Raw genomic sequence first — 26,995 nt, 5'->3', positions numbered from 1 at the left:
GATCGGCGAGGTGACGTCGATCGACTTCTCATGGATGCTCGACACCAAGCACGGCGCCGACTACTTCCGCCGCTGGCACCGCGAGAAGGAGCACTCCGGCGGTCTGCTGGTCCACAAGGCCAGCCACCACTTCGACCTCGTCAACTGGTGGATCCGCTCGGCGCCGCGCCGTGTGTACGCCTCGGGCGGACTGCGCTTCTACGGCGCCGAGAACGCGGCAGCCCGCGGCATCCACGATCGCCCCGCCCGCGGCACCCACGACGGGGGCGACGCCTTCGAGCTCGACCTGCGCGACGACGAGCGGCTGAAGGCGCTGTACCTCGACGCCGAGCAGCACGACGGGTACCTGCGCGACCGCGACGTGTTCGGCGAGGGCATCACCATCGAAGACAACCTCGCGCTCGTCGTCGACTACGCCTCGGGTGCGACGCTGTCGTACTCGCTCAACGCCCACGCACCGTGGGAGGGCTATCGCGTCGCCGTCAACGGCACCCTCGGCCGCGCCGAGCTGGAGGTCGTCGAACGCGGCGCCGTCCTGGCCGACGAGGGGCTGCACCCGGTGCTCGACCCGTCCGCCGTGGACACCGGCCTCTCCGGATCGCTGCGCCCCGAAGGCGAGCGGCTCCTCGTGCAGAAGCACTGGGAGGCCGCCTACGAGGTGCCCATCGACGGCGGCGACGGCGGTCACGGCGGCGGCGACGCCCTGCTCCTCGCCGACGTGTTCGAGGGTCCGGGCAAGGACCCGCTGGCGCGTCCGGCCGACTGGCGCGACGGCGTCCGTTCGATCGCCGTCGGCATCGCGGGCAACCGGTCCCTGGCGACCGGCCTGCCCGTGCAGGTCGCCGACCTCGGCATCCGCTTCCTCGCCTCCGACGTGGCGGCGTCGCAGGCATGACCCGCATCGCCGTCACCGGCGGCGCCGGCAGGCTCGGGCGCAGCCTCGTGGCGGGGCTCGCGGCATCCGGTCACGACCTCGTCTCGCTCGACCGCGTCGTCTCGGACGCACCCGAGCTCGCGGACGTCGCGCAGGTCGCGATCGATCTGAGCGATGCGGATGCCGCAGCCGCCGCACTCGTCGAGACCCGGGCCGACGCGCTCATCCACCTCGCCGCGATCGCGGTGCCGTTCAGCGCGCCGGAGGACGTCATCATGCGCACCAACGCGGGACTGGCCGTGTCGGTGCTCGGCGGTGCGGTGAAGGCGGGCATCCCCCGTGTGATCGCCGCGTCGAGCCCGACGGTGCTCGGCTACGGAGCGCCCACGGGATGGCTGCCCGACCGCCTCCCGCTCGACGAGGACACCCCCGCCCGTCCGTGGAACGCGTACGCCCTGTCGAAGCTGCTGATCGAAGAGGCGATCGCGATGCTGGCGCGGCAGACGGGCGACGCCACCCGGTTCGCGGCGTTCCGCCCCTGCTACGTCATCGCCCCCGAGGAGTGGGCCGGCGCCCTCACGCAGCAGGGGCACACCGTGCGCGAGCGGCTCGACGACCCCGCGCTGTCGGCGCCCGCGATCTTCAACTACGTGGATGCCCGCGATGTCGCCGCGTTCGCCGACACGCTGCTGCAGGCGCTCCCCGAGATCCCCAACGGCGAGACGTTCTTCGTCGCCGCCGACGATGCGCTGGCCCGCGAGCCGCTGGCCGATCTCGTGCCCCGCTTCTACCCGGGCACCGAGGAGCTCGCCGCCGGGCTCACCGGCACGACCCCGGCGTTCTCGAACGCCAAGGCCCGCAGGGTGCTCGGCTGGCGCCCGGCGCACTCCTGGCGCGGCGAGCTCGACGAGCCGTCCGCCGTTCCGGCAGGCGCACCGCCCGCACCCGACCCCGCTCGAAAGGACGTGCCGGCATGAACTTCGACGGCATCCTCTTCTTCCCCGTCACGCCGTTCGACGCGCAGGACCGCGTCGACGAGGACGTGCTGCGCCGGCACATCGCGACGACGCTCGGGCACGCGCCCGGAGGGGTGTTCCCGGCGTGCGGCACGGGCGAGTTCCACGCCCTCTCGACCGCGGAGGCCACGCGCGTCGTTCAGGTCGCGACCGAGACCGTGGCCGGGCGCGTGCCCGTCGTCGCGGGCACCGGCGGTCCGCTCGGGCACGCGAAAGCCCTGGCCCGTGCGTCCGCCGACGCCGGCGCGGACGCGCTGCTCGTGCTGCCGCCGTACCTCGTCGGCGGCCCGCAGGCGGGGCTCGTGGCGTACGTCGAGGCGGTGGCGGCGGCATCCGATCTTCCCGTCGTGATCTACCACCGCGCCACCGCGCAGTTCTCGGTGGACGCGGTGCGGCAGCTGGCGCGCAACCCGAAGGTCGTCGGCTTCAAGGACGGTGTCGGCGACGTGGGCCTCGCGCAGCAGATCGTGCGCGCCGTCGAAGCCTCGGGCCGTGAGGACTTCGCGTTCTTCAACGGCCTGCTCACCGCCGAGCTGACCCAGGGCGCGTACCGCGGCATCGGCATCCCGCTGTACTCGTCGGCGGCGTTCGCGATGATCCCCGAGGTCGCCAACGCCTACTACCGCGCGTACGTCACTGGCGACGAGGAGCGGCGCAACGCTCTCATCGACGGCTTCTACGCGCCCCTCGTCCGCCTGCGCGACGAGACGCCGGGCTTCGGAGTCTCGCTCATCAAGACCGGCCTGCGGCTGGCCGGCCTGCCGGTCGGCTCGGTGCGTGCACCGCTGGTCGACCCGACGTCTGCGCAGCAGGACCGGCTGGCCGAGATCCTGGCCGCCGGGCGGGCGCTGCTGTGAGCACGGGCGGAGGGGCGGATGCCGCCGGCACGACGATCGCGTCGCTCGACGCGCGACTGATCCAGGTGCCGCTCACCCGCCCCTGGGGCGCCGACGTGACGGCGGTCGGCGTGATCGCGACGCATGTCGTGCGCTCGGACGGGGCCGAGGGCTGGGGCTTCTCGTGGACGCCGCAGATCGGCGCCCGGGCCGTGCACGCGCTGCTCGCGCATGACATCGCGGCCTTCGCGGTCGGACGCACCGCCGATCCGTCCGCGCTGTGGGCCGACGCCTGGCGGCATCTGCACGAGGCAGGCGGGGGCGGGGTCACGACGATCGCGCTCGCGGGGCTCGACCTCGCGCTGTGGGATGCCGGAGCCCGCGCGCGCGGCATGCCGGTGTCGGAGCTGCTCGGACGCCGCCGCGGCTCCGTGCGCGCCTACGGCTCGGGCGTGAACCTGCACTACCCGCTCGACGAGCTCGTCGCCCAGGTGCGACGGTGGGTCGACGCGGGGTTCGACGCGGTGAAGGTCAAGGTCGGACGCCCCGACGTGCGCGAGGACGCCGACCGCCTGGCAGCCGTGCGCGAGGTGCTCGGCCCCGACCGCGCCCTCATGATCGATGCCAACCAGCGCTGGGACCTCGCACAGGCCACGGGCGCGCTGGAACTGCTGGCGGGCTACGATCCGGCGTGGATCGAAGAGCCCCTGCGCGCCGACGACCTCACCGGGCACGCCGAGCTCGCGCGCCGCCTCGCGGCCGGGAGCGGCATCCCGATCGCCCTCGGCGAGAACCTCCACACGGCGTACCGGTTCGCGGAGTTCCTCCGGGCCGGCGCGGCGCAGATCGTGCAGCCGAACGTCGTGCGCGTCGGCGGCATCACGCCGTTCCTGGGCATCGCCGAGATCGCCGTCACGCACGGGGCGACCCTCCACCCGCATCTGCTCCCCGAGCTGTCGGGGCAGCTCGCCCTGACGCTGCCGGTCGCATCGGGGGCGGACACCCCGATGGCCGAGGACGTCGAAGACGCCGGGTTCGGCGCGCTCGGCGCGCTCGACGGCCCGTCACCCGTCCGCATCGCTGACGCGACCCTCACCGAGACGGCGCACGTCGGGCTCGGCATCCGCTTCCGCTGACCGAGAAGGAACCCGCCATGACCACCACCGCCGAACTCGACGCCGTCACCGCGGCCGCCGCCGCGGCAGCGCCCATCTGGCGCGCCGCCGACGCTGCCACGCGCGCATCGTGGCTGCGCGCCGCGGCCGACGCCCTCGACGCCCACCTCGACGAGCTCGTCGCGATCGCCGACGCCGAGACGCACCTCGGCGAGACGCGTCTGCGCGGCGAGGTCGGGCGCACGACCGGCCAGCTGCGGCTGTTCGCCGCCGTCGTCGAAGAGGGCTCCTACCTGGAGCTCACCGTCGACGACGCCGACGCGTCCGTTCCCCGTCCCGAGCTTCGCCGCATGCTGACCGGCGTCGGGCCGGTCGCCGTATTCTCGGCGTCCAACTTCCCGTTCGCGTTCTCGGTCGCCGGCGGCGACACCGCCTCCGCTCTCGCCGGCGGCAACCCCGGCCTCGGCAAGGCGCACTCCGGCCACCCGCGCCTGTCGGCGCGCACCGCGGCCATCGTCGCAGAGGCGCTCGTCGCCGCCGGAGCACCCCACGGCTCGCTCGCGCTCGTCGAAGGGCGCGAGGCCGGCAACGCGCTGGTGCAGCATCCCGTCGTCCAGGCGGCGGGCTTCACCGGCTCGCTCAGCGGCGGTCGCGCGCTGTTCGACCTGGCGTCCGGCCGACCCGACCCCATCCCGTTCTACGGCGAACTGGGCTCGGTGAACCCCGTGGTGCTCACGCCGGCGGCCGTCGCCGCGCGCGGCGAGACGCTCGCGCAGGGCCTCGTCGGCTCGTTCACGCTCGGCGCCGGCCAGTTCTGCACGAAGCCGGGCGTCGTGTTCGTGCCCGCCGGGGCAGGCTTCGAAGAGCTCGTCGCACGGTTCGCCGCCGGCGCGGCCGGCGGCGCGCTCCTCACCGAGCGCATCGCGGCCGCCTTCCCCGCCGGCGTCGCGCACCTAGAATCCGATCCGTCCGTCGCCGTCGTCGCCCAGGGACTCTCGGGCGAGCCCGGGACGGCGCAGCCCGTCGTGCTGTCGACGGATGCCGCCGCCGTCGCCGCGCGTCCTTCGGTGCTGCTGGAGGAGTGCTTCGGGCCGGTGACCCTCCTCGTGCGGTACGGCTCGGAGGCGGAGCTGCTCGAGGCGCTGCGGGCGGTCCCGGGATCGCTGACCGCGACCCTTCACGCCGAGCCGTCGGACGAGGTGTCGCAGGTGCTCGAGGGGCTCACCGGCAGGGCCGGGCGCGTGCTGTTCGCCGGCTGGCCCACGGGGGTCGCGGTGACGTGGTCGCAGCACCACGGCGGCCCCTGGCCCGCGACCACCTCGCTGCACACCTCCGTGGGGGCGTCGGCGATCCGCCGGTTCCTGCGACCGGTGGTGTTCCAGGACGCGCCGGCGGCGATGCTGCCCGACGTGCTGCGCGACGAGGCGCTCGCGCACCTCCCCCACCGGCGCAACGGCGTGCTGCGGGTGCCCTGACCCGGGTCCGACGCCCGCGGCCCGCGGGCGTGGGGCTCAGAGCCAGCGCTTGAACTTGAAGACGCCGTACAGCGCGAATCCCAGACCGAGCATCATCACCAGCGCGAACGGGTACCCGTACGTCCAGTGCAGTTCGGGCATGTGGTCGAAGTTCATGCCGTACACGGTGCCGATGAGGGTCGGCGCGAAGAGGATGGCCGCCCACGACGAGATGCGCTTGATCTCCTCGTTCTGGGCGAGACCGGCCTCGCTCATGCGCCGCATCTCTTCGTTCTGCCGCTGCGCGACGAGGGTCGACTGGACGTTCAGCGCGTTCTCGAGGATCGAGCGGAACGCGCCCGCGCGCTCGACGATGCGCAGCACGTGGTCGAGCACGTCGCGCAGGTACCGCTGCAGCTCGAGGTCGACGGCGTACTTGTCGGATCCGCGGCGCAGCGCCTCCAGCATCCCGGCGAGCGGCTGCGTGGCGCGCTGGAAGTCGATGACCTCGCGCGACAGGTCGTAGATGCGGCGGGACACCGCTTCGACGTCGGCCTCGGCGTTGCCGAAGAGCTGGTCCTCGATCTCGTCGATGTCGTTCTCGAGCCCGGCGATCACCGGGCCGTACTCGTCGACGACCTCGTCGAGCACGGCGTACAGCACGGCCTCGGGCCCCATCGCGAGCAGGTCGGGGGCGGCTTCGAGCCGCCGGCGCACCTTGCCGAGGTTCGGCGCCTCGGCATGGCGGATCGTCACGACGAAGTCCGGCCCGACGAACACGTGCAGCTCGCCGAACTCGACCTCCTCGGCCGCGTCGAGGTAGCGCGCGGGACGCAGCACGACGAAGAGCGTGTCGCCGTAGCGCTCGAGCTTGGACCGCTGGTGGCCGGTCAGGGCGTCCTCGACCGCGAGCGGATGCAGCCCGAACTCGTCGGCGATCGAGCGCACCTCGACGGCGGTCGGGCGGTACAGCCCGATCCAGGCCATCCCGCCGCGGTCGCGCATGACCTCGTACGTCTCGTTCAGGTTCGACGGGTCCTGTGTGCGTCGCCCCTGGACGTACACGGCGTTGTCGATCAGGGCCATCATGATTCACCTCGATTGCCCGCGTCGGCACGGCGCCGAAGGGCGCCGCGAAGAGGGTGCGCGCAGACGCGCGCACCGGCGCCACCGCTCGCTCGCGAGGGATCAGTGCATCGAGATGCCGACCATCGAAGGCGAAACGGTGGCGCGGCGACTATCACTGGACATCGCGCATCACCCGCCTTCCTGGTCTCAGGCCGAATCGGCCTCCGCCACCTTAGGCGACGCCGCCTGAGAGGTCAACCGACGGCGCGGGCGAGCGCCGCGCCCGCCGCGACGAGCCAGCGCGCAGGATCGCCCATCGCGGCCTCGGCTGAGCCGGCGAGCGAGGTGAGCGACGCCGTGGCGGCGAAGCCTGAGACGTCGGCATCCGTCGCGATGCGCCCGGCGACGAGCGCAACGGGCACTCCTGCCGCGGCCGCGATGGCCCGCACGTGCGCGGGCACCTTGCCCGCGTCGGACTGCCCGTCATACGACCCTTCGCCCGTGATGACGAGGGATGCCGCGCCCACCGCGTCGTCGAGGCCCACCAGTTCCGCGACCGCGGCCGAGCCGGGCACGAGGCTCGCGCCCCACGCCAGCAGGCCGAAGCCGGTGCCTCCGGCCGCGCCGGCGCCGGCGGCATCCGGTTCCGCATGCGGAGCCTCGGCGCCCAGCACCCGGGCGAAGCGGGCGAGGCCGGCGTCGAGCACGGCGACGTCGTCGGGCGAGGCGCCCTTCTGCGGCCCGAACACGGACGCAGCCCCGCGGGCGCCGAGCAGCGGGTTGGTGACGTCGCTCAACACGGTGACACCCCCGGGCGGAAGGGCCGGCAGGCCCGACAGGTCGGCGTTCGAGACACCCGCGAGTCCGCGGGCACCGCCGGGGATCGGTGTGCCGTGGGCGTCCGCGAAGCGCGCGCCGAGTGCGGTGAGCATGCCGGCTCCGCCGTCGGTCGACGAGCTCGATCCGATCCCGAGCACGAGACGCGAGACGCCGTGCGCCAGAGCGGCCGCGATCGCCTCTCCGAACCCCCGGGTGTGCGCGTCGAAGGGGCGCAGCCTCGGCGGCGTGCCGAGCAGCTCGATGCCGCTCGTGCTCGCCAGTTCGACGACGCCGGTCCCGGCGGGCGCATCGGGCGTCGACGGCAGCAGCACCCATGCGGCCTCAACCTCGTCGCCCTCGGGACCGGTGACCGTGACGGGCATGCGCCGGGCGCCGGGGACTGCTGTCGCGAAGGCATCGACGGTGCCTTCGCCGCCGTCGGCCATCGGCCGCAGGCGCACGTCGTCGGCCGGGCGCTCGCTCCGCCAGCCTTGAGCCAGCGCCGCCGCCGCCGCGGCGGCCGCGATCGTGCCCTTGAACGAGTCCGGGGCGATCACGACGGTGCGTGCCATGGTTCTCCTCGATCCACGCCATGGAAAGCGCTATCCTGCTCAACATGGTACCCACGGAGCGTCCGCGTGCGCTCATCGCCACCGGAACCGGCCGTTATGCCGACCCGTGGCACCCCTATCCCGCGACGTCGGCGCGCATCGCCACGATCCTGCGCGCAGACGGCTGGGACGCCGATGTCGACCACGACGTCGATCACGCCCTCGCCCACCTCGACGGCGTCGACCTGCTCGTCGTGAACGCCGGCGATCCGTGGCGCAACGGCGGCGAGCCGTTCGTCGACACGGCCGCCTCGGCCGGACTCATCGCCGCGATCGCGCGCGGCATCGGACTCGTCGGCATCCACGCCGCCCTGTCGACCCTGCGCGACCTCCCGGCCTGGCGCGCGGCGATCGGCGGCGAATGGGTGCCCGGCGCCTCGTGGCATCCGCCCATCGGCGACGCCCGCGTGCGGATCCTCGACGCTGACCACGAGATCACCGCCGGGATGCCGCACCTCGATGTCTTCGACGAGCGCTACTGCGACCTCGTGGTCGACGCCGATGCCCGCGTGCTCGCCGTGCACGAGGTCGACGGCGCCGAGCACCCGGCCGTGTGGGTGCGCGAGCATCCGACCCGCGCCGTGGCCTGTTCGCTCGGACACGACGAACGCGCGTACGACTCCCCCGCCCTTGCGGCCCTGCTGCAGCGCGCAGCGCGCTGGGCCTCACGCCGCTGACCGCCGCGCGCGAAGACGGGACTCTCGGCCCAGCGGCCGCCGGCACGGCGAGTCCCGGTGCGTCAGCGAGCCCTCCTACCCGGGGCCGCCCGAGCAGCCCGCGGACGAGGCATCCACCCGCGACCCGGCACAATGGAACGCGAACCCGCCCCCCCCACCCCTGGAGTGACATGTCCTGGCTCGTGACCGGAGGCGCCGGCTACATCGGCGCCCACATCGTCCGCGCGCTCGCCGAGGCGGGCCTGGCGTCCGTCGTCATCGACGACCTGTCGAGCGGCCACGCCGAGTTCGTGCCCGAGGGGGTGCCGTTCGTGAACGGCTCGATCCTCGACACGGCGCTCGTGGAGAGCACGCTGCGCGAGCACGGCGTCGTCGGGGTCATCCACCTCGCCGGCTTCAAGTACGCCGGCGTCTCGGTGCAGCGTCCGCTGCACACGTACGCGCAGAACGTCGAGGGCACCCGGTCGCTGCTCCAGGCCATGCAGAACGCGGCAGTGTCGAACCTCGTGTTCTCGTCATCGGCCGCCGTGTACGGCACCCCCGACGTGCCGCTGGTCACCGAGGACCTGCCCAAGCGCCCCGCGTCGCCGTACGGCGAGTCGAAGCTCATCGGCGAGTGGCTCATCCGCGACCAGGGCATCGCGACGGCCGAGACGCAGCACCCGCTGCGCCACACCGCACTGCGGTACTTCAACGTCGTGGGATCGGGCGACCCGTCGGTGTACGACACGAGCCCGCACAACCTCTTCCCCCTCGTGTTCGAGGCGCTGCTGGACGGCCGCACGCCGCGCATCAACGGCGACGACTACGACACTCCGGACGGCACGAACGTTCGTGACTACGTCCACGTGGCCGACATCGCCGCCGCCCACGTGGCCGCCGCGCAGCGCCTGCTCGCCGGGGAGCCGCTCGAGCCGGCGTACAACCTGGGCTCGCAGAACGGCCTGAGCGTGCGCGAGATCATGGACGCCATGGCCCGCGTCACGGGCATCGACTTCACGCCCGAGATCGCGCCGCGCCGCGCCGGCGACCCCGACCGCATCGTCGCGACGGGCGAGCTCGCTGCCCGTGACCTCGACTGGAAGAACCGCTACACCGTCGACGAGATGGTCCGCACCGGCTGGGAGGCCCGCCGCAACGCCGGCTGACCCTTCGTGCGATGGCGGATGCCGGCGGCCGGGCTCGGGCGCCGGCATCCGCGTCTCGGATCCGGAGTTCGGAGAACGCGCCGCCTTCCCGGCCGCACCACCCGGCGGCTCCGAGACAGCGGCCCTTCGAGAACCGTCGCGACCTCAGCGCACCGGACCCGCGCTCTCACGGATGACGAGCCGCGTCGGCACGGTCTCGAACGCGGCGGGCGCGCCGGCCTCGATGCCGTCGACGAGGGCCGCGACGGCACGCGCGCCGAGGGTGTCGAAGTCCTGGTGCACTGTCGTGAGCGGCGGCCGGTAGTCGGCGGAATCGGCCACGTCGTCGAATCCGATGACGCTGACGTCGCCCGGCACGGCGCGGCCCGCCTCGGCGATCCCCCGCAGCAGTCCGAGCGCCATCTGGTCGTTCGCGGCGAAGACCGCGGTGGCTCGCGCCCCGACGAGGGCGGATGCCGCACCGTGCCCCGACGCCGAGGTCCAGTCGCCGCGCACGAGGTCGGGCGCGGGCGCTCCCGCGGCCTCGAGGGCCGCGCGCCAGCCGCGCTCGCGCTCGGACGCCGCGAACGAGCCCTCCGGCCCGGCCAGGTGGTGCACGGTCCGATGCCCGAGCCCGAGCAGGTGGCGCACGGCCGCTCCGGCCCCTCCGGCGTGGTCGGTCTCGACGATGCCGTACTGCTGCTCCCAGCCGAGGCGGTCGTCGCGAGGCGAGTCGACGACGACCAGTCGCAGTCCCGCGGCCCCCACGTCGGCACCGCGCACGCGCGCGGTGGCCTCGTTGAGCACGATCGCGCCGTCCACGCCCTGCTCCGCGAGACGCTCGAACGCCTCGGCGACACCGGTGTCGGCGCCGAGCGTCACGACAGTGAGCGCGTAGCCGCGCGAGGCCGCGGCATCCGCCACCGCCTGCAGCATGCGCGAGTTGCCGACCGACGCGAGCGTCGACACGACGAGGCCGAGGGTCTGGGTGCGCCCGGTCCGCAGTGCCCGCGCGGCGCGGTGCGGCCGGTAGCCGAGCGCGGTCATCGCGGCCTCGACGCGGGCACGGGTGTCGGGGTCGACGCGCGGGCTGCCGTTGACCACGCGCGACACGGTCTGCCCCGAGACGCCGGCGCGCTCGGCGACGTCTGCCATGGATATTCGCCTGGCGGTCATGCTCCCCCGATTCGTGTTGACGATAACATAGCGCCGTTGCTACCGTGTTGACGTGAACACACCGCAGTTCGGGACGGATGCCGTCGCCCTCGGCGCCGGCGTCGTCAAGCGTCCGACCCGCCTCGCCGACGGTCGCGAGCTGATCTACTACGACGACCCGGGCACGACGCTCGGCCCCGACCGCGCCATCGATGCGCGCGAGCTCGGCCCGCGCCCCGAGACGGCGACGATGCGTCGCGACGTGCTCACGGGCGACTGGGTGTCGATCGCCGCGGCGCGTCAGAACAGGGCGTTCCTGCCTCCCGCCGAACTCGACCCGCTCGCCCCGCAGACGCCCGCCAACCCGTCCGAGATCCCGTCGCTCTACGACGTCGCCGTGTTCGAGAACAAGTCGCCGTCGTTCGGGCCGGCGCTCGCGGAGGCTCATGGCAACGCTCCGGCAGGCGTCGACGCCCCCCGCGACCTGGACGACCTCGTCGCCCCCGGCCTCGGCCGCACCCGCACGAGCGTCGGCCGCTGTGAGGTCGTGTGCTTCAGCCCCGAGCACTCCGGCTCGTTCGGCTCGCTCACCCCGACCCGCGCTCGCACGGTGATCGAGGCGTGGGCCGATCGCACGGCGGCGCTCTCGGCCCTCCCCGGCATCGAGCAGGTGTTCCCGTTCGAGAACCGGGGCGAGGCGATCGGCGTGACGCTCCCCCACCCGCACGGCCAGATCTACGCCTACCCGTACATCACGCCGCGCACGACGAGCCTGCTGGCCTCGATCGACCGCGAAGGCCACGACCTCTTCGACCGCATCCTGGACTTCGAGCGCGCCGGCGAGCGCGTGATCCTCGAGGGCGAGCACTGGACGGCGTTCGTGCCGTTCGCCGCCCGCTGGCCGATCGAGATCCACCTGCTGCCTCACCGTCACGTCGCCGATTTCGCCGAGACCAGTGACGCCGAGCGCGACGAGCTCGCACCGCTGTACCTGCGGCTGCTCCGCGGCGTCGACGCGCTCTACGACTCGCCGACGCCGTACATCGCCGCGTGGCACCAGGCGCCGGTGCGCCGCGGCCGCGACACGGCCCGCCTGCACCTGCAGCTGACGTCGCCCCGGCGCGCCGCCGACAAGCTCAAGTTCCTCGCCGGTTCCGAGGCCGCCATGGGCGCCTGGATCGGCGACATCCCGCCCGAGACGGCCGCCGCGAAGCTGCGCGATGCCGTCGCGTCCATCCCCGAGGAGACCCTGTGACCCCCGCCGCCACCCGCAACGCGACCGACGCCGCCCGCGCCCTGTTCACCGAGCGGTTCGGCGACGCGCCCGTCGGCACGTGGTCCTCGCCGGGCCGCGTCAACCTCATCGGCGAGCACACCGACTACAACGACGGGTTCGTGCTGCCGTTCGCCATCCAGCACCGCACGCACGTCGCCCTGGCGCCGCGCACCGACGGCGTCTTCCGGGTGCGCGTCGCGTCGACGTTCGACGACGTCACCGCCGAGGTGGCGCTCGACGCCCTCGACGTCGTGTTCCCCGACCAGCGCGACGACATCGTCGAGTGGTCCCGCTACCCGCTGGGCGTCGCGTGGGCGCTGCTGGCGGCATCCGGAACCGACCCCGCCGACGTCAGCGGCGTCGACCTCGCGTTCGCCTCGGATGTGCCCGTCGGCGCAGGGCTGTCGTCATCGGCTGCGATCGAGGGCGCGACCGCCGTCGCCCTCGCCGACACGTGGGGCCTGGAGCTCGACCGCGTCGCGCTCGCGAAGGTCGGCCGCCGCGCCGAGAACGAGGCCGTGGGGGCGCCGACCGGGATCATGGACCAGATGGCGTCGATGCTCGGCCGCCCCGACGCCGCGATCTTCCTCGACTGCCGCTCGCTGCAGGCCGAGGTCGTCGACCTGGGCTTCGCCGAGGCCGGGCTCGAGCTCGTCGTCATCGACACGAACGTCAAGCACTCGCACGCGACCGGCGGCTACGGCGAGCGCCGGGCGGCCTGCGAGCGCGGCGCGGCGGCGCTCGGCGTGCCCGCACTCCGGGATGTGTCGGTCGACGACCTTCCGCGCCTGGCCGAGCTCGTCGACGACGTCACCTTCCGCCGCGTGCGCCATGTCGTCACCGAGAACCAGCGTGTGCTCGACACGGTCCGCACCCTCCGCGAACAGGGCCCGACCGCGATTGGCGACCTGCTGGTCGCATCCCACGCGTCGATGCGCGACGACTTCGAGATCTCGGTGCCCGAGCTCGACACGGCCGTCGAGGCCGCGCTCTCGGCCGGCGCCCTCGGCGCTCGCATGACCGGCGGCGGGTTCGGCGGCGCGGCGATCGCCCTCGTCGCCCACGACAAGGTGCAGGACGTGCGGGAAGCCGCCACCGCGGCCTTCGCGGCGGCCGGGTTCGCGCCACCCACGATCTTCACGGTGACCCCGTCCGCAGGTGCGGCCCGCGACTGACCCAGGGTTCGCGAATGGTTGTGTTTCCGCGTCTCCGTGCGGCGTAAACATATCCTTTCGCGGTTCCGGAGGTGGCTGAACGGCGCGTGAAGACTCGTCGCGCGGCGACACACGCACTGGCGGTGAGGGATGCCGCGGCCTAGCGTCGGACGCAGGGCCGCGGCATCCCTTCATCGCGGTCCGGAAGGAGCGATCGTGGTGCACATCACCGTCGGGACCGAGAACTCGGTGGACGTCGACCTCTACTACACCGACCAGGGACCGGCCGAGGCGCAGCCCGTCGTGCTGATCCACGGGTTCCCCCTGAACGGCGAGTCCTGGGGCAAGCAGCAGGCGGCCCTGCTGCATGCCGGCTACCGCGTGATCGCCTACGACCGCCGCGGGTTCGGCGCATCGACGAAGGCCGGCGACGGCTACGACTACGACACGTTCGCCGCCGACCTGCACGCCTTGATCGAGGACCTCGACCTGCGCGACGCGGTGCTCGTGGGCTTCTCGATGGGCACCGGCGAGATCGCCCGCTACCTGTCGCGCTACGGCTCGGGGCGCGTCGCGAAGGCGGCGTTCCTCGGCTCGCTCGAGCCGTTCCTGCTCATCACCGACGACAACCCCGACGGTGCCGGCCCGCAGTCCTTCTTCGACGGCATCGCCCAGTCGGTGCGCGAAGACCGGTACGCGTTCGTCGCCGGGTTCTTCAAGGACTTCTACAACCTCGACGACACGCTCGGCTCGCGCATCTCGCAAGAGGCCGTCGACGCGAGCGTGCAGGTCGCCAACCTCGCCGGAAACACCGCGATCGCCGCGGCGCCGCTCACCTGGCCGACGGACTTCCGCGCCGACATCCCCGCGATCGACGTGCCGACGCTCATCCTGCACGGCACGGCCGACAACATCCTGCCCATCGACAAGACGGCACGGCGCTTCCGCGAACTGCTGCCGAACGCCGTCTACGTCGAGCTCGAGGGCGCGCCGCACGGCCTGCTGTGGACCCACGGCGCCGAGGTGAACGAGGCGCTGCTGGCATTCCTCTCGGACTGAGGCTACGAGCCGTCGGTGGTCACACGCACGTGGTCGCCGACGGCTTCGCCGCTCCCCGGCACTTCGACGTCGGCGTCGTACAGCGTCGCCTTCACGACCCCGTTCGACACCGCGATCGGAAGGGATGCCGCGCAGCCGGCCGCCCACCCCTCGCCGTCGAACATGAGAAGACACGTGTCGTCGCGCCCGCCGTCGTTCGTCCGCAGTGCGGCGTAGTAGGCGTCCCCGTGCGAGTCCTCGCCCAGATACCGGGTGCTCGACGCCTGGAGGCCGTCGAAGTCGGCCTCCGCCGGCAGACGGTCCTGCTCCGTCTGCTCACCGGCGAGGAACGCCGGCTGCTCCTCCGCCGTCGAGCACGCCGTCAGCCCCGCCATCGCGAGCACCGTCACCACGATCCCGATCGTCCGACCGCGTGCGCGCATCGCCGCTCCTCATCCTCGAATGTGCAGGTCAGCCACACGTTAGCGCCCGCGGTGGGCGCGGGGCGAGCGGAAACGACGGATGCCTCGACCCCGGCCTGCTCGCAGGCCCGGGTCGAGGCATCCAGTGATCCGAGGATCAGGCCTGCGCGGGCACACCGCCCGCGTTGGCCATGGCGATGAGGCCGTCGATCATCTCGGGGCTCGCGCCCGCGCCGTCGCCGGCGAGGCCCGCCATCATGCCGATGCGCCCGATGGGGAAGGACTCCATCATCTTCGACATGTCGACGCCCTCGGGCATGATCGACGCCGCGCTGTCGGCCATGCCGCCCATCGCCTGCGCGATCATCGCCTGCACGATCGGACCCGCGACGGGGTGACGCAGCACCTCGCCGAGCGACGACGTGCGCGTGAGGGGCAGCGTGACCGCGTCGCCCTCGATCGCCACCTCGACGCTGGAGCGGATGTCGCGGCTCGATGCTCCCACCGACACCGTGTACGAGCCGCCCTCGACGACCCAGCGGTCGGCGCGGATGTCCCAGTACGCGAGGTCCTGGCGGCGCACCGTGAGGGTCACCGTCTGCGTCTCGCCCGGCTGCAGCGCGACCGAGGCGAACGCCTTCAGCTCGCGCGGGGCGCGCTGCACCTGCGACCCTTCCAGGCTGGTGTACACCTGCACCACCTCGCGGCCCGCCACGGGACCCGTGTTGGTGACGGCGACGGTCACCTCGACATCGCCGTCCGCGTCGACCTGGGCTGCAGCATCCCCGTACGCGAAGCTCGTGTACGAGAGGCCGTGGCCGAAGGGGAACGCGACGTCCATGCGGCGCGCGTCGTACCAGCGGTAGCCGACGAACAGGCCCTCGCCGTAGCGGACGTGCGAGAACTCGCCAGGGAAGTCGAGGTACGCCGGGGTGTCCTCCAGGCGCACCGGGATCGTCTCGGTGAGCTTGCCCGACGGGTTGACCTCGCCGAACAGCACGTCGGCGGTCGCGCCGCCGCCTGCCTGGCCGAGCAGCCACGCCTCGAGGATCGCGGGCACGCGACCGGCGAACGGCAGCGCGACCACGCCGCCGTTCGACAGCACGACGACCGTGTTCGGGTTGGCGTCGAGCACCGCGTCTAGCAGCTCGAGCTGCGCGGCGGGCAGGTCGATGTCTTCGCGGTCGTAGCCCTCGGACTCCAGGCGTGCCGGCAGCCCCAGGAACACCACGGCCACCTCTGCCGCCTCGGCGGCGGCGACGGCCTCGGCGCGCAGGGCGGTGGCGTCGTCGTCCGACACCTGCAGCGCGTTGCTGAAGCCCTGCGCGTACGACACGTCCCCGGTCGCCAGCGCCCGGATCTCGTCGAGCGCGTTGTCGAGGCGCGTCGGGTTGATCATCGACGAGCCGGCGCCCTGATAGCGGGGGGATGCCGCGAACTCGCCGATCACGGCGACCCGGGCGTCACGGGCCAGCGGCAGCACGCCGCCCTCGTTCTTCAGGAGCACGATCGAGCGGCCGCCCGCCTCGCGGGCGAGCGCGTGGTGCGCGTCGACGTCGAGCGGTCCCGCCACGGAGCCCGCACCCTCGGACGCCTTGCGCACGAGGTCGAGCACACGGCCGGCCGCGACATCGACGACCGACTCGTCGAGCGAGCCGTCCTTGACCGCGGCGACGATCTGCGCGTCGGTGACGCCGCCCGAGGACGGCATCTCGAGGTCCATGCCGGCGGCGAGCCCCGGCACCCGCTCGTTGACGGCGCCCCAGTCCGACACCACCAGGCCCTCGTAGCCCCACTCATCGCGCAGCACCTGCGTGAGCAGCCACGGGTCCTCCGACGCGTAGACGCCGTTGATGCGGTTGTACGAGCACATGACCGTCCACGGCTGGGCGTCCTCGACGACCCGCTGGAAGCCGCGCAGGTAGATCTCGCGCAGCGGCCGCGGATCGACGTCCGACGACGCCCGCATGCGGTCGTTCTCCTGGTTGTTGGCGGCGAAGTGCTTGAGCGACGTGCCCACGCCCTTCGACTGGATGCCCCTGACGATCGCCGCGCCGAGCACGCCCGAGACGATCGGGTCCTCGGAGAGGTACTCGAAGTTGCGGCCGCACAGCGGCGATCGCTTGATGTTGATGCCGGGGCCGAGCAGCACGGCGACGTTCTCGATCGACGTCTCGGTGCCGAGCGCCTCGCCCACCCGGTGGATGAGGTCGACGTCCCACGACGAGCCGAGACCGACAGCGGGCGGGAAGCATGTGGCGGGCACGCTGTCGCCGAGACCGAGGTGGTCGCCGCCCTCGCGCTGCTTGCGCAGGCCGTGCGGGCCGTCGGTCACCATGATGGCCGGCACGCCCGCGCGCTCGATCGGCTTGGTGTACCAGAAGCTCGCGCCGCTGGTCAGCGACGCCTTCTCTTCGAGGGTCAGTTCCGTGACATCGGGGATGCTCATGGAGTTCCTTTCATCGGGGGTCGGTGGGGAGGGTGGATGCCGGTGCCCCCGGCATCCCCCATCATCGAGGTCGGGAGGGCCGCCGTCACCGGGTCGCCTTGATCGGCCAGACGGCGAGCGCGCCGAGGATGCCGAGCACGATCGCGACCGGGAACAGCGCCGCGTACCCGAACGCGAGCGCGATCGCGCCGGCGACTCCCGGCGCGAGGGTCTGCGGCAGGGTGGCGGCGATGTTGACGACGCCGAGGTCCTTCGCGAACGACTTGGCCGAGGGCAGCACCTCGCTCATGAGCGCGGTGTCGACGGCCTGGAACATGCCGAACCCGAAGCCGGCGATGAACGTCATGATCATCCAGGCGTTGATGTCCTGCCAGAACCACGGCAGCAGGAAGGCGAGGCTCACGACCGCGGCCGAGGCGAAGACGAACGGCTTGCGGCGGCCGACCCTGTCGGACAGCGGGCCCGACACGATCGTCGAGATCAGGATGCCGACGAGACTCAGCAATCCCAGCAGCGGGATGATCTGCTCGGGGTGCTCGACGCCGAAGTAGTCGGTGAGCAGGTAGAGCTGGAATCCGGTCACGGCGAAGTAGCCGGTGTACAGCAGCAGGCGTCCGGTGAAGGCCCAGAAGAAGTCGGGGTACTTGACCGGGTTGACCCAGAACGTGCCGAGGAACTCGCGGAAGCTGAACGGCTCGCGCTGCAGTCCGGTGCTCGGGTAGTCCGGGTTGAACGCGACGAACAGCGTGAGCACGAGGAGCGCGAACACCGCGAAGACGATGTACCCGAGGGCGATGCTGTTGAAGAAGAACGAGGCGACGATCGACCCGCCGAGCGCGCCGACCATGAGACCGATGCCCGACAGCGCGGCGAACGTGCCGCGGCGCTTGAGCGGCACGCGGTCGGGCATGACCGCCGAGAGCGGCCCCTGCGCGAAGTTGTAGCAGATCTGCACGAGCGTCCACGCGATGATGATGCCCACGAGCGAGTTCGCGAACGCGAGGCCGACCAGGGCGAGGGCGCCGGCGAGCGCGCCGAGGACGATCCACGGAGCCCGGCGGCCGAACCGCGAGCGCGTGCGGTCGGAGATCTGCCCGGCGATGGGCTGCGCGAGCATGGCGGCGAACGCGCCGATGGTGGCGGCGATCGTGAAGGAGGCGAGCTTGTTCTCCTCGCCGAAGAGCAGGGCGATCTGGCGGGGCAGGAGGATGCCGGGCACCGCGCCCCAGATCAGGAAGATGCCGAGGTTGGCGGGGATGATCCACCACATCAGCCGCCGCAGACCCTTGACGGGCACGGGCGGATCGTCGTTGCCGGCGGCGGTCGCGACGAAGGTTCTCTCGGTGATGGGTGCGATGGGTTCAGACGGCGCTGTCATGGACGGGTCCTTGATTCGGGTGGCGGGCGCTCCTCATCGAGCGCCTCGACAGAAAACCATATGTCACTAGGTTTTGAGAAATCAAGCACTGTTCGGTTTACTTCTCCTATGGCAGAAAGCGGAAAGGGGCGACGAGGCTCCTACGCCAAGGGCGTGGCCAAGCGCGAAGAGATCCTCACGCGCGCGCTCGACGTGATCGCTCGCGAGGGGTACCGCGGTGCATCCGTCAAAGAGCTGGCGGACGCGGTCGGCCTCAGTCAGGCAGGACTCCTCCACTACTTCGACAGCAAGGAGGAGCTGTTCACCGAGATCCTCCGCAAGCGCGACGAACTGGATGCCGTCAATCTCGGCGCGGGCGGCGACATCGAACACGGGCTTGCCGACACCGACCTCGACCTCGACGGGGTGCGCGAGGGATACCTGGGGGTCGTCCGGCACAACGCCGACGTGCCCGGGCTCGTCCACCTCTTCGCCCGGCTCTCGGTCGACGCCGCCGACCCCGAGCATGCCGCACACGACTACTTCGTGCAGCGCGGCACCGACCTGCGCCAGTTCTTCGCCACGGCCATCGCGGCCGGTCAGGCGTCGGGCGACATCGACGACCGTGTCGACCCCGCCGTCCTCGCGCGCCTGTTCCAGGCCGTCGCGGACGGCATGCAGGTGCAGTGGATGCTGGAACCCGACGTCGACATGGCCGCGACCGTGAGCGCCCTGTTCGAGCTCATCTCTCCGCGAGCGGCACCGGGCGGCGCGCAGACGTCCTGACGGGCGGCCGGCCTCCGGTCAGATCGCCAGCGGATCCGCCAGCAGGCGCGTGCGCGCGGCGCGTTGCGCACCCCGCAGCGCGGCATCCGCCCCGAGGCTGCTGCCGAGCACCGGCGCGACCGGCAGCACCGGCGCCTGCGCGATGCGGGGCTGGATCGTGCGGAAGACCGCATCGACGTCCTCGGCGAGCGCCGCGACGAACCCGCCGAGCACGATGACGTCAGGAGCCACCGTCAGCGCGACGATCTGCAGCGTGCGCGCGATCTCGCGCGCCGCCTCCCGCCAGACCGACGCGCACGGCTCAGCGCCCGCACGCACCCGCGACACGAACTCCTCCAGCGCGACCGTCAGCCCCTCCTCGGCCGCGAGGGGACCGAGGCCCGAGCGCGAGAGCAGCACGTCGGGTCCCGCCACGGTGACGAGGCAGCCGTGCTGACCGCACGCGCAGCGCTCCCCATCGGGCACCACGGGCAGGTGCCCGAGTGCGGCCGCCAGGACGCGCGTGCCCGATTCCTCCACGCCCGGAAGCACCACTGCGCCGCCGATGCCGGAGTCCGCCTTGAGGTACAGCAGGGCTCCACCGCCGATGGCGCCGTGCTCCGCCAGCGCCGCCACTTTGGCGTCGGTCAGGAGCCGCACCGCGCGATCGGCGCCCTCGAACGCGGCGACGGCGGCAGACCTCTCCCTGAGCAGCCCGAGCAGGTCGACCTCGCCCCAGTCCAGGTCGGTGTCGGCGAGCACGCGGACGGGCGAGCCGCCGACCGGAGCCCACACGACCACGCAGACGTCCGCGATGCGACGGGCGACGGCATCCATCCGAGCCGCGACGGCGTCGACGGCCTCGGCCAGCACCCGGACGATCGCGTCGGGGTCGCCCATCGGCCGCCCGTGGCGCAGCGACACCCGTGCGAGCTCGTCTCCCGCCAACGTCGCGGCGACCGCCGTCGCATGGTCGGCGTCGAGCAGCGCGACGAGGACGCACGGTGCGGATGCCGCCGGCACGAGCGTCGTGCGGGGCCGGCCCATTCCGGCCGGGGCCACGACATCGCTCTCCTCCACGAGGCCCGCGTCGATGAGCTCGGCCACGAGCGACGTCACCGAGCCCCGCGACAGTCCCGTCGCAGCGGCGATGTCGGCGCGCGCCTCACCGGCGCCCTCGAGCACGCGCCCGAGCACGAGGCCGAGGTTGTGACGACGGACGTCGGGGGTCGCGAGAGGCATGATCGCCATCGTAGGCCGGGGCGGGGGCGCCGATGCGCGGCCCGCCCCGACCGGCTCAGGGCTGCGACGCGTAGTGCGTGTCGTTGACCGTCTGGACGGTCCAGACGCCCGCCTTGTACGTCAGCAGGTTGACGGCGCCGTTGGCGATGCCGCCCTCGGGGAGGCGGTCCTCGGCGCCGAGGTCGACCAGCAGACACGAGATCGACAGCCCGCTCGAGACCACCAGCACCTTGTCGTCGCGGTGCTTGGCCGCGTCCGCCGCGATCGCGTCGAGCGAGGCCTGCATGCGGTCCGAGACCTGGTCGCAGTCCTCGGCGGGGAGCGCAGGCGCGGGGTTGGTGGCCACGATCGCGTCGGTCATGTTCTCGAGCGTGAAGTCGAGTCCGTGCTGGCCGAGGTATCCGAAGACCGCACCCTGCATCGCGCTCTGCTTCGATCCTTCCCAGCCGCCGAAGTTCAGCTCGCGCAGGCCCCCGTCGCGGACCGCCGACAGCTTCGAGCCCGCCCCCTGCAGCATGAGGGTCGCCGTCTCGTAGTGGCGCACCATGTCGGCCGAGTAGGCGGCATCCAGCTTGCCGATCTCGGCGCCGAGGTTCTTGCCGACTCGCGTCGCCACCGCGACGCCCTCGTCGGTGAGCGGCGCGTCGGACCACCCCTGCACGAGCTTCAGCTTGTTCAGGATCGTCTCGCCGTGACGGGTCAGGTACACCTGCACGACGGCGTCGCGGTTCGAGCTCGACGGGTTCGCGGCGGTCGGCGCGGTCGCTGAGGGCGCGGGGGTCCAGCCGCCGAGCGCGGCGGCCCCGAGGACGGCCACGGCCGCGAGGGCCACGCGGGGAATCAGTCGGGTCATGTCATCTCCTTCGATGTGAACGGACTGAACGCTAGCGACATTCGGGATTGGGAGGATGGCCTCGTTGCCTGATCGTTATACATAGTTCAGGTGTTGAACTTTGTTCTCCGGTGCGGCACACTCATCCCGAATGCCGTTCGCATTTCACGCCCGACCACAAGAGACGTCTCGACGAAGAGGAGTCAGCATGACCGCACAGCCCGCGCCCGATCCCGCGCTCGATCTCGCCCCGACCGGCCTCATCCGCAGCACCCCGCCCGCGCCCGGCGAGCCCGCGGCCAGCCCGCCTGCGCGCCGAGCCCTGCTGCCCAGCATGCTGGTCGCCGCACTCACCCTGTTCGCCACCTACGGCGGGCTCATCGCCATCCTGCTGCCGACGCAGATCCAGCTGCTCTTCGGCAAGGAGCACAGCGAGGCCAACCTCGCGATCGTCACCACGACCTCCTTCGTCTTCACGCTGTTCGCACAGCCGATCGCCGGTGCGCTCAGCGACCGCACGCGCTCGCGGTTCGGCCGCCGCGCCCCGTGGATGGTCCTCGGCGCGCTCGTGGGCGGCATCCTGCTGTTCGGAATGGGGTCGCTCCAGGACCTCGCCCTGATCACCGTGTTCTGGGTCGTCATCCAGGTGGCGCTGAACTTCCTGCAGGCACCGCTCACCACGATCACCGCCGACCGGTTCCCGCGCTCGAAGCGCGGCGGCGCGAGCGCCATGATCGGCCTCGGCACGCAACTGGGCATGACGATCGGCATCATGATCGCGAGCGCGCTGGCCGCCCAGTACGGCGTCGCCTACTCCGTGTTCGGCGGCGCCGTGATCGTCGTCACCCTGCTGTTCGTGCTCATCAACCGCGACTGGTCGTCGAAGGGCGCCGCCGTCGAGCCGTTCCGCTGGAGCGCCTTCTTCAAGGGCTTCTGGATCAACCCGCGCAAGCACCCCGACTTCTTCTGGGCCTTCACCGCCCGGTTCCTGCTGATCCTCGGCTACTTCGTCGTCTCGACCTACCAGCTGTACCTGCTGCAGAAGTACATCGGCCTGTCGCTGGGCGAGGCCCAGGGCGCCGTGCTGACGCTGACGCTCGTCGCGTTCGTGCCGACCCTCGTCGCGATCGCCCTCTCGGGCTGGTGGAGCGACAAGGCCGGTCGCCGCAAGATCTTCATCTACGCGGCCACGGTCGTCATGGTCGTCGGTCTCGCGATGCCCCTGATCATGCCCGACATGACCGGCATGATCCTCATGAGCATCATCAACGGCGTCGGGTTCGGCATCTACATGTCGGTCGACGCGGCCCTCATGACCGAGGTGCTGCCGAGCGAGGGCACTGCCGCGGGCAAGGACCTCGGCATCCTCAACGTCGCGACCAACATCCCGCAGGCGCTCAGCCCGTCGATCGCTCTGCTGATCATCTCCGCCCTGGGCGGGTACGCCATGCTGTTCGTGTTCGCGATCGTGTTCGTGATCCTCGCAGCGATCGCCACGGCGCCCATCAAGGGCGTCCGCTAGAGTCCGCAAGAAGGGACCCTTCACATGACCGACACCACGACCACCCTCCGGTACGCCGAGGCCGACACCGCCACCGGGCGCGTGCGCGGCTTCTGGCGGGGCGAGCCGGGCGACGGCGGCAGCGCCGCATTCCTCGGCATCCCGTTCGCCCAGCCGCCCGTCGGCGACCTGCGCTTCGCCGCACCGGTGCCCGCCGAGCCGTGGCAGGGCGTGCGCGACGCGCTGGAGTACGGCGCCACGGCGCAGCGCGGCGACCCCGGGGTGACCCTCATCCCCGAGCCGTCGGTGCCGGGCGAGGCGACGCTCAACGTCAACGTGTTCACGCCCGTCCCGGGCGAGACCGACGCGGCGCTGCCGGTGCTGGTGTGGATCCACGGCGGGGGGTACTTCGCCGGCTCCCCCGCGTCGCCGTGGTACGACGGCCGCGCCTTCAACCGCGACGGCATCGTCACCGTGTCGATCTCGTACCGCCTCGGCTTCGACGGGTTCGGCTGGATCGAGGACGCCCCCTCCAACCGCGGCATCCGCGACTGGCTGCTGGCACTCGAATGGGTGCAGGCCAACATCGCGAACTTCGGCGGCGACCCGTCGCGGGTCACGATCGCGGGGCAGTCCGCGGGCGGCGGGGCGGTGCTGACGCTGCTCGGGATGCCGGCGGCCCAGCACCTGTTCCACTCGGTGTGGGCGCTGTCGGCGGCCACGGCCGACGTCGCACCGGCCACCGGGGAGCGCATCGGCCGCGACGTCGCCGCCCGCCTGGGTGTCGCCCCGACGCGGGCCGGCCTGGCGACCGTGCCCGAGGAGAAGATCCTCGAGGCGCAGAAGGCGGCGACCGAGGTGTCCGGCGCCGGTGCGATCACGAAGCTCCTCGACGAGGGCCTGACGCTCGGCCCGGCGATCGACGGCGACCTGATCACGCGTCCGACGCTGGAGTCCATCGCCGCGGGCGTCGGCGCCGACAAGCCGCTCGTGCTGGGCGCCACCGAGGACGAGTTCTCGATGGTCGTCTCGGGCTCCGCCAAGACCCTCCGGTGGATCCCGCTGTCGATCCTGCTCGGCACGTCAGGCCTGAAGGGCGACAAGCGCAAGGCGTACCTCGCCGCGAACCGGGACGTCGTGGCTCGCGGTCACGCCGCCGTGCTCGGCCGGTACATCACCGACCGCATGTTCCGCACGTTCGTCGTCAAGGCCGCGACCGCCCGCGGCGCCGCACCGACCTGGGTGTACCGGTACGCGTTCCGCTCGACGCAGCCGGGCATGGTGAACGACGCCGCGGTGCACTGCATCGATGTGCCGTTCTGGTTCGACTGCCTCGACTCGGTGCGCGTCGAGCCGCTGACGGGACCGAACCCGCCGCAGGCCCTCGCCGACCAGACGCACGGCGCTGCCGCGGCCCTCATCACCGGAGGCGACCCCGGCTGGCCCGCGTGGTCGGAGGCTCCCGGCACGACCCGCGTGTTCGGCGGCGCGACGCCCGGCATCGACCCCGACGGCTACGCCGCCGTGGCCCCCCTGCTCTGACCTCGGAGCCGGCAGACCGTCAAACCGGCGGGCCCGATCGACACTTCACCGCCTGATTCGGCTGTGAAAGCGAGATCTGGCCCGTCGGTTTCACCGCGCACCGGCGGCGCGCCCCCGCAGCAGGCCCGCGAGTGCGGCCTGCACCTCCTGAGGGTGCCACATGATGTCTTCGGCGATCGGGCGATAGGTGGCGTAGCCGAGCGCGGCGGCAGCCTGATCGCGACGTCTGTCGCGCCGTTGGTCTTGCCAGGTCGAGTGGAATTCCTGGCTGTCGCACTCGACGATGAGCCAGCCGTCGACGACGAAATCGACGCGCCCGACCCCCACGATGCGGACCTGAACATCGAAGGATGCGCCGAGCGCTCGCAGCATGAGCCGGACGAGGGTCTCGGGCCCGGACTCCGCCCGCGCGTCGATGAGCGTCCGCAGCACGCGATGGCGTCTCGGAACGGCTGCGAACAACTCCGTGAGGTCATCCGCGTGCAGCACGCCCTGATGAAGCGCGGAGTCGAGCGTCGCCAGCGCAGCGCGCGGCTGCTGGCAGCGGACGGCCTGCAGCACGGCGTCGAAGACCTCGACCGATGTGGCAGACACGGACGGTGTCCGTCGCAACCTGTCCCAGTGACGGCGAACGCGGCGTGAGAGAACTGGCGCGGTCACGCGGTTCTGGTGCAGATGCACGTGAAGCTCTCCCCGATCGAGCACGAAGACTCCCAACCGTCGCAGCTCCGACACGCAGGTGAGCCGGCCGCCGAGACCACACGCATCCACGACGTCGCTCGGGGCATCCGGCGGGAGGTACGCGTTGTCGCGTGGTTTGAGAAGCTGCCTACGCGCAACCGCACTCGCCAGTGCCCGGTCGGTCCACCCGCTCGCGATCAGTTCGCGCCGACGCAGAAAGCGCATCGGCGGTGCAGGCATGTGTAGGAGCATCCCGCCTGACCGGCAGGAAGGGGGCCGCGCCCGGCGGCTCAGTGGAGAGTCGCTCGGGCTCGGCACCTGGGGAGGAAGCCCGGGTCGACGTCAAAGCGGCGGGCCCGATGTGCATGTGAGAGCTCCTGAAGTGCTCCACAGTGCAATCGAGCCCGCCGCTTTGACGGCAACGCTCCTCAGCTGAGCGCGGGGATGACCTCGCGCTCGAACAGCTCCACGCCCGACACGTCGTACGCCGCCTCGGGGAAGTAGTGGATGCTGTAGCCCAGGCCGTGCTCGGCGCGCTCGGCGAGGCGCTCGGCGACCTGCTCGGGCGTGCCGAAGCCGGGCGACGACAGGTAGTCCTGCTCGATGTGCGCGGCGCGCTCGTCGCCGACGTGCGGACGCAGCCGCTCGACGACGGCCGAGAGGCGGTCGCGGGCCTCGGCCTCGGTGGCGCCGACGATGGTGTTGAAGTTCGACGAGCGGGTGATCGAGGCGAAGTCGCGGCCGAGGGCGTCGCAGTGTCCGCGCAGCACGTCGCTCTTGTGGTCGAACTCCTCCAGCGAGCCGGCGAAGTTGGTGTACGACGCGTACTGCGCCGCGATCTTGAGCGTGACCTTCTCGCCGCCACCCGCGATCCAGAACGGGATGCCGCCGTCCTGCAGCGGGAGCGGCTGCACGATCGCGCCGTCGACCTGGAAGTGGCGGCCGTCGAGCGTGGCGCGCCCGGTCGTCCACGCCTGGTTCATGATGTCGACGCCTTCGCGCAGCATGCGCAGCCGGTCGGCGACGGGCGGGAAGCCGTAGCCGTACGCCTTCCACTCGTGCTCGTACCAGCCGCCGCCGATGCCCATCTCGGTGCGGCCGCCCGACACGATGTCGACGGTCGCGGCGACCTTGGCGAGGTACGCGGGGTTGCGGTACCCCATGCACGTGCACATCTGGCCGAGGCGGATGTTCGAGGTCGACGCGGCGAAGGCGGCCATGAGCGTCCACGCCTCGTGCGTGGCCTCGTCGGAGTGCACCGGCGTGGTGTGGAAGTGGTCGTAGACCCACAGCGACTCCCACGGACCGGCGTCGGCGCGCTGCGCGAGGGAGTTCATCACCGCCCACTGCTCGGCGGGGTCGATGCCGACGAGATCGAATCGCCAGCCTTGGGGGATGAAGGTTCCGAAGCGCATGATCCTCAGCCTAGGACGACGACGGATGCCGCAGCGCACGGTCCGCGGAGGCTCGACGCCCGCTCCCCCGAAGGGGTATATTGCGCCGTCCCCGTCGCCGTAGCCGTCGCCGCGGTCAGTCCCCGACCACGCGGGCGTGCGGCATCCGCTCCCGCATCACCGCGATGGCCTCGGGGTTGTGGTCGACGAGCACGGCGTCGCGACCGAGCGCGGACGCGACCGCGCCGGTCGTGCCGCTGCCGGCGAAGAAGTCGAGCACGCGATCGCCGGGTCGCGACGACGCCTGCACGATGCGCCGCAGGATCCCCTCGGGCTTCTGCGTCGGGTACCCGGTCTTCTCGCGGCCGGTGGTCGGCACGATCGTGTGCCACCACACGTCGGTGGGCAGCTTGCCGCGCTCGGCCTTCTCGGGCGTGACGAGGCCGGGCGCCATGTACGGCTCGCGGTCGACGGCATCCGAGTCGAACCAGTACGCCTTCGGGTCCTTGACGTACACGAGGATCGTGTCGTGCTTCGTGGGCCAGCGCTTGCGGGTCTTGGCGCCGTAGTCGTACGCCCAGATGAGTTCG

25 protein-coding genes are annotated in these 26,995 nt (G+C 72.1%); 14 read left to right on the top strand and 11 right to left on the bottom strand.

Annotation, left to right across the window (positions count from 1 at the left end):
* The 5 genes from ACTHNQ_RS14640 to ACTHNQ_RS14620 all read left to right on the top strand — a co-directional run.
* Nucleotides 1-895, top strand: an 895-nt coding sequence (locus tag ACTHNQ_RS14640) for a Gfo/Idh/MocA family oxidoreductase (protein WP_440334510.1), incomplete at its 5' end; no start/stop codon positions are given.
* Nucleotides 892-1,851, top strand: a complete 960-nt coding sequence (locus ACTHNQ_RS14635) for an NAD-dependent epimerase/dehydratase family protein (protein WP_440334508.1) — start codon at nucleotides 892-894, stop codon at nucleotides 1,849-1,851. The genes ACTHNQ_RS14640 and ACTHNQ_RS14635, both read left to right, overlap by 4 nt.
* Nucleotides 1,848-2,747, top strand: coding sequence for a 5-dehydro-4-deoxyglucarate dehydratase (locus ACTHNQ_RS14630; protein ID WP_440334506.1), 900 nt, complete (start codon nucleotides 1,848-1,850; stop codon nucleotides 2,745-2,747). The genes ACTHNQ_RS14635 and ACTHNQ_RS14630 overlap by 4 nt, the downstream gene beginning before the upstream one ends.
* Nucleotides 2,744-3,862 (top strand): mandelate racemase/muconate lactonizing enzyme family protein, encoded by a 1,119-nt coding sequence (locus ACTHNQ_RS14625; RefSeq protein WP_440334504.1) that lies wholly within the window; start codon nucleotides 2,744-2,746, stop codon nucleotides 3,860-3,862. The genes ACTHNQ_RS14630 and ACTHNQ_RS14625 overlap by 4 nt, the downstream gene beginning before the upstream one ends.
* Before the next feature lie 17 nt (nucleotides 3,863-3,879).
* Nucleotides 3,880-5,316, top strand: a complete 1,437-nt coding sequence (locus tag ACTHNQ_RS14620) for an aldehyde dehydrogenase (NADP(+)) (protein WP_440334502.1) — start codon at nucleotides 3,880-3,882, stop codon at nucleotides 5,314-5,316.
* A gap of 36 nt (nucleotides 5,317-5,352) precedes the next feature.
* On the opposite strand, the gene ACTHNQ_RS14615 is transcribed toward ACTHNQ_RS14620, so the two are convergent.
* Complete coding sequence (locus ACTHNQ_RS14615; protein WP_440334500.1) at nucleotides 5,353-6,381, bottom strand: magnesium and cobalt transport protein CorA; 1,029 nt, start codon at nucleotides 6,379-6,381, stop codon at nucleotides 5,353-5,355.
* 1 nt (nucleotide 6,382) lies between these two features.
* On the opposite strand from ACTHNQ_RS14615, the gene ACTHNQ_RS14610 reads away from it, so the two are divergent.
* On the top strand, nucleotides 6,383-6,613 hold the full coding sequence (locus tag ACTHNQ_RS14610) for a hypothetical protein (RefSeq protein ID WP_440334498.1): 231 nt from the start codon (nucleotides 6,383-6,385) through the stop codon (nucleotides 6,611-6,613).
* Nucleotides 6,614-6,617: 4 nt separating this feature from the next.
* On the opposite strand, the gene ACTHNQ_RS14605 is transcribed toward ACTHNQ_RS14610, so the two are convergent.
* Nucleotides 6,618-7,754, bottom strand: a complete 1,137-nt coding sequence (locus tag ACTHNQ_RS14605; RefSeq protein WP_440334496.1) for a glycerate kinase — start codon at nucleotides 7,752-7,754, stop codon at nucleotides 6,618-6,620.
* Nucleotides 7,755-7,798: 44 nt separating this feature from the next.
* Between ACTHNQ_RS14605 and ACTHNQ_RS14600 the strand changes: the two genes are divergently transcribed.
* Nucleotides 7,799-8,470 carry a ThuA domain-containing protein gene (locus ACTHNQ_RS14600; protein WP_440334494.1) on the top strand — a complete coding sequence of 224 codons (672 nt, stop codon included), beginning with the start codon at nucleotides 7,799-7,801 and terminating at the stop codon, nucleotides 8,468-8,470.
* A gap of 170 nt (nucleotides 8,471-8,640) precedes the next feature.
* Entirely contained in the window at nucleotides 8,641-9,618 is a 978-nt protein-coding gene (galE, locus tag ACTHNQ_RS14595; protein WP_440334492.1) for a UDP-glucose 4-epimerase GalE, read from the top strand.
* 144 nt (nucleotides 9,619-9,762) lie between these two features.
* Here galE and ACTHNQ_RS14590 read toward each other — a convergent pair whose 3' ends face one another.
* Nucleotides 9,763-10,752 carry a LacI family DNA-binding transcriptional regulator gene (locus ACTHNQ_RS14590; RefSeq protein WP_440334491.1) on the bottom strand — a complete coding sequence of 330 codons (990 nt, stop codon included), beginning with the start codon at nucleotides 10,750-10,752 and terminating at the stop codon, nucleotides 9,763-9,765.
* Nucleotides 10,753-10,825: 73 nt separating this feature from the next.
* Here ACTHNQ_RS14590 and galT point away from each other — a divergent pair, with 73 nt between their 5' ends.
* The 3 genes from galT to ACTHNQ_RS14575 all read left to right on the top strand — a co-directional run bounded on the left by galT (nucleotide 10,826) and on the right by ACTHNQ_RS14575 (nucleotide 14,241).
* Complete coding sequence (galT, locus tag ACTHNQ_RS14585) at nucleotides 10,826-12,007, top strand: galactose-1-phosphate uridylyltransferase (RefSeq protein ID WP_440334490.1); 1,182 nt, start codon at nucleotides 10,826-10,828, stop codon at nucleotides 12,005-12,007.
* Nucleotides 12,004-13,203: a galactokinase gene (galK, locus tag ACTHNQ_RS14580; protein WP_440334488.1), complete on the top strand. Its 1,200-nt coding sequence runs from the start codon at nucleotides 12,004-12,006 to the stop codon at nucleotides 13,201-13,203. Before galT ends, galK begins: the two co-directional genes overlap by 4 nt.
* 195 nt (nucleotides 13,204-13,398) lie before the next feature.
* Nucleotides 13,399-14,241, top strand: a complete 843-nt coding sequence (locus ACTHNQ_RS14575) for an alpha/beta fold hydrolase (RefSeq protein ID WP_440334486.1) — start codon at nucleotides 13,399-13,401, stop codon at nucleotides 14,239-14,241.
* A gap of 2 nt (nucleotides 14,242-14,243) precedes the next feature.
* Here ACTHNQ_RS14575 and ACTHNQ_RS14570 read toward each other — a convergent pair whose 3' ends face one another.
* The 3 genes from ACTHNQ_RS14570 to ACTHNQ_RS14560 all read right to left on the bottom strand — a co-directional run bounded on the left by ACTHNQ_RS14570 (nucleotide 14,244) and on the right by ACTHNQ_RS14560 (nucleotide 18,469).
* Nucleotides 14,244-14,663, bottom strand: a complete 420-nt coding sequence (locus ACTHNQ_RS14570; protein WP_440334485.1) for a hypothetical protein — start codon at nucleotides 14,661-14,663, stop codon at nucleotides 14,244-14,246.
* A gap of 136 nt (nucleotides 14,664-14,799) precedes the next feature.
* Nucleotides 14,800-17,091 carry a beta-glucosidase gene (locus ACTHNQ_RS14565; protein WP_440334483.1) on the bottom strand — a complete coding sequence of 764 codons (2,292 nt, stop codon included), beginning with the start codon at nucleotides 17,089-17,091 and terminating at the stop codon, nucleotides 14,800-14,802.
* Nucleotides 17,092-17,176: 85 nt separating this feature from the next.
* On the bottom strand, nucleotides 17,177-18,469 hold the full coding sequence (locus ACTHNQ_RS14560; protein ID WP_440334481.1) for an MFS transporter: 1,293 nt from the start codon (nucleotides 18,467-18,469) through the stop codon (nucleotides 17,177-17,179).
* 108 nt (nucleotides 18,470-18,577) lie between these two features.
* Here ACTHNQ_RS14560 and ACTHNQ_RS14555 point away from each other — a divergent pair, with 108 nt between their 5' ends.
* A complete protein-coding gene (locus ACTHNQ_RS14555; RefSeq protein ID WP_440334479.1) occupies nucleotides 18,578-19,234 on the top strand; it encodes a TetR/AcrR family transcriptional regulator in 657 nt (218 codons plus the stop codon).
* Between the two features lie 18 nt (nucleotides 19,235-19,252).
* On the opposite strand, the gene ACTHNQ_RS14550 is transcribed toward ACTHNQ_RS14555, so the two are convergent.
* Together ACTHNQ_RS14550 and ACTHNQ_RS14545 are read right to left on the bottom strand one after the other, a co-directional pair.
* The gene (locus tag ACTHNQ_RS14550; RefSeq protein WP_440334478.1) at nucleotides 19,253-20,455 is read right to left on the bottom strand and encodes an ROK family transcriptional regulator; all 1,203 of its coding nucleotides are present in this window, start codon (nucleotides 20,453-20,455) and stop codon (nucleotides 19,253-19,255) included.
* A 55-nt stretch (nucleotides 20,456-20,510) separates the two neighbouring features.
* The gene (locus tag ACTHNQ_RS14545; RefSeq protein WP_440334476.1) at nucleotides 20,511-21,308 is read right to left on the bottom strand and encodes a histidine phosphatase family protein; all 798 of its coding nucleotides are present in this window, start codon (nucleotides 21,306-21,308) and stop codon (nucleotides 20,511-20,513) included.
* A gap of 187 nt (nucleotides 21,309-21,495) precedes the next feature.
* Between ACTHNQ_RS14545 and ACTHNQ_RS14540 the strand changes: the two genes are divergently transcribed.
* On the top strand, nucleotides 21,496-22,809 hold the full coding sequence (locus ACTHNQ_RS14540) for an MFS transporter (protein WP_440334474.1): 1,314 nt from the start codon (nucleotides 21,496-21,498) through the stop codon (nucleotides 22,807-22,809).
* A gap of 24 nt (nucleotides 22,810-22,833) precedes the next feature.
* Nucleotides 22,834-24,330, top strand: coding sequence for a carboxylesterase/lipase family protein (locus ACTHNQ_RS14535; RefSeq protein WP_440334472.1), 1,497 nt, complete (start codon nucleotides 22,834-22,836; stop codon nucleotides 24,328-24,330).
* Nucleotides 24,331-24,420: 90 nt separating this feature from the next.
* Here ACTHNQ_RS14535 and ACTHNQ_RS14530 read toward each other — a convergent pair whose 3' ends face one another.
* From ACTHNQ_RS14530 to ACTHNQ_RS14520, 3 genes are all read right to left on the bottom strand, one after another.
* Nucleotides 24,421-24,924, bottom strand: a complete 504-nt coding sequence (locus tag ACTHNQ_RS14530) for a hypothetical protein (protein ID WP_440334470.1) — start codon at nucleotides 24,922-24,924, stop codon at nucleotides 24,421-24,423.
* Between the two features lie 515 nt (nucleotides 24,925-25,439).
* Nucleotides 25,440-26,426 (bottom strand): LLM class F420-dependent oxidoreductase, encoded by a 987-nt coding sequence (locus ACTHNQ_RS14525; RefSeq protein WP_440334469.1) that lies wholly within the window; start codon nucleotides 26,424-26,426, stop codon nucleotides 25,440-25,442.
* 115 nt (nucleotides 26,427-26,541) lie between these two features.
* The coding region (locus ACTHNQ_RS14520) for a DNA-methyltransferase (RefSeq protein ID WP_440334467.1) at nucleotides 26,542-26,995 on the bottom strand (454 nt) is incomplete at its 5' end.

This window comes from Microbacterium sp. (assembly GCF_051953575.1).
Lineage (GTDB): Bacteria > Actinomycetota > Actinomycetes > Actinomycetales > Microbacteriaceae > Microbacterium.
The sequence above is the reverse complement of the archived record's forward strand: the minus strand, read 5'-3'. Positions and strand labels throughout refer to the sequence as shown.

Bases quoted from the DNA above. Each gene is read 5' to 3' on its own strand.
- ACTHNQ_RS14615 (WP_440334500.1), bottom strand. From the start codon at position 6,381: ATGGCCCTGATCGACAACGCCGTGTACGTCCAGGGGCGACGCACACAG.
- ACTHNQ_RS14525 (WP_440334469.1), bottom strand. From the start codon at position 26,426: ATGCGCTTCGGAACCTTCATCCCCCAAGGCTGGCGATTCGATCTCGTC.
- ACTHNQ_RS14605 (WP_440334496.1), bottom strand. From the start codon at position 7,754: ATGGCACGCACCGTCGTGATCGCCCCGGACTCGTTCAAGGGCACGATC.
- ACTHNQ_RS14550 (WP_440334478.1), bottom strand. From the start codon at position 20,455: ATGCCTCTCGCGACCCCCGACGTCCGTCGTCACAACCTCGGCCTCGTG.
- ACTHNQ_RS14620 (WP_440334502.1), top strand. From the start codon at position 3,880: ATGACCACCACCGCCGAACTCGACGCCGTCACCGCGGCCGCCGCCGCG.
- ACTHNQ_RS14545 (WP_440334476.1), bottom strand. From the start codon at position 21,308: ATGACCCGACTGATTCCCCGCGTGGCCCTCGCGGCCGTGGCCGTCCTC.
- ACTHNQ_RS14555 (WP_440334479.1), top strand. From the start codon at position 18,578: ATGGCAGAAAGCGGAAAGGGGCGACGAGGCTCCTACGCCAAGGGCGTG.
- ACTHNQ_RS14540 (WP_440334474.1), top strand. From the start codon at position 21,496: ATGACCGCACAGCCCGCGCCCGATCCCGCGCTCGATCTCGCCCCGACC.
- ACTHNQ_RS14610 (WP_440334498.1), top strand. From the start codon at position 6,383: ATGATTCACCTCGATTGCCCGCGTCGGCACGGCGCCGAAGGGCGCCGC.
- ACTHNQ_RS14600 (WP_440334494.1), top strand. From the start codon at position 7,799: ATGGTACCCACGGAGCGTCCGCGTGCGCTCATCGCCACCGGAACCGGC.
- ACTHNQ_RS14630 (WP_440334506.1), top strand. From the start codon at position 1,848: ATGAACTTCGACGGCATCCTCTTCTTCCCCGTCACGCCGTTCGACGCG.
- ACTHNQ_RS14635 (WP_440334508.1), top strand. From the start codon at position 892: ATGACCCGCATCGCCGTCACCGGCGGCGCCGGCAGGCTCGGGCGCAGC.
- ACTHNQ_RS14590 (WP_440334491.1), bottom strand. From the start codon at position 10,752: ATGGCAGACGTCGCCGAGCGCGCCGGCGTCTCGGGGCAGACCGTGTCG.
- ACTHNQ_RS14560 (WP_440334481.1), bottom strand. From the start codon at position 18,469: ATGACAGCGCCGTCTGAACCCATCGCACCCATCACCGAGAGAACCTTC.
- galE (WP_440334492.1), top strand. From the start codon at position 8,641: ATGTCCTGGCTCGTGACCGGAGGCGCCGGCTACATCGGCGCCCACATC.
- ACTHNQ_RS14570 (WP_440334485.1), bottom strand. From the start codon at position 14,663: ATGCGCGCACGCGGTCGGACGATCGGGATCGTGGTGACGGTGCTCGCG.
- ACTHNQ_RS14535 (WP_440334472.1), top strand. From the start codon at position 22,834: ATGACCGACACCACGACCACCCTCCGGTACGCCGAGGCCGACACCGCC.
- ACTHNQ_RS14565 (WP_440334483.1), bottom strand. From the start codon at position 17,091: ATGAGCATCCCCGATGTCACGGAACTGACCCTCGAAGAGAAGGCGTCG.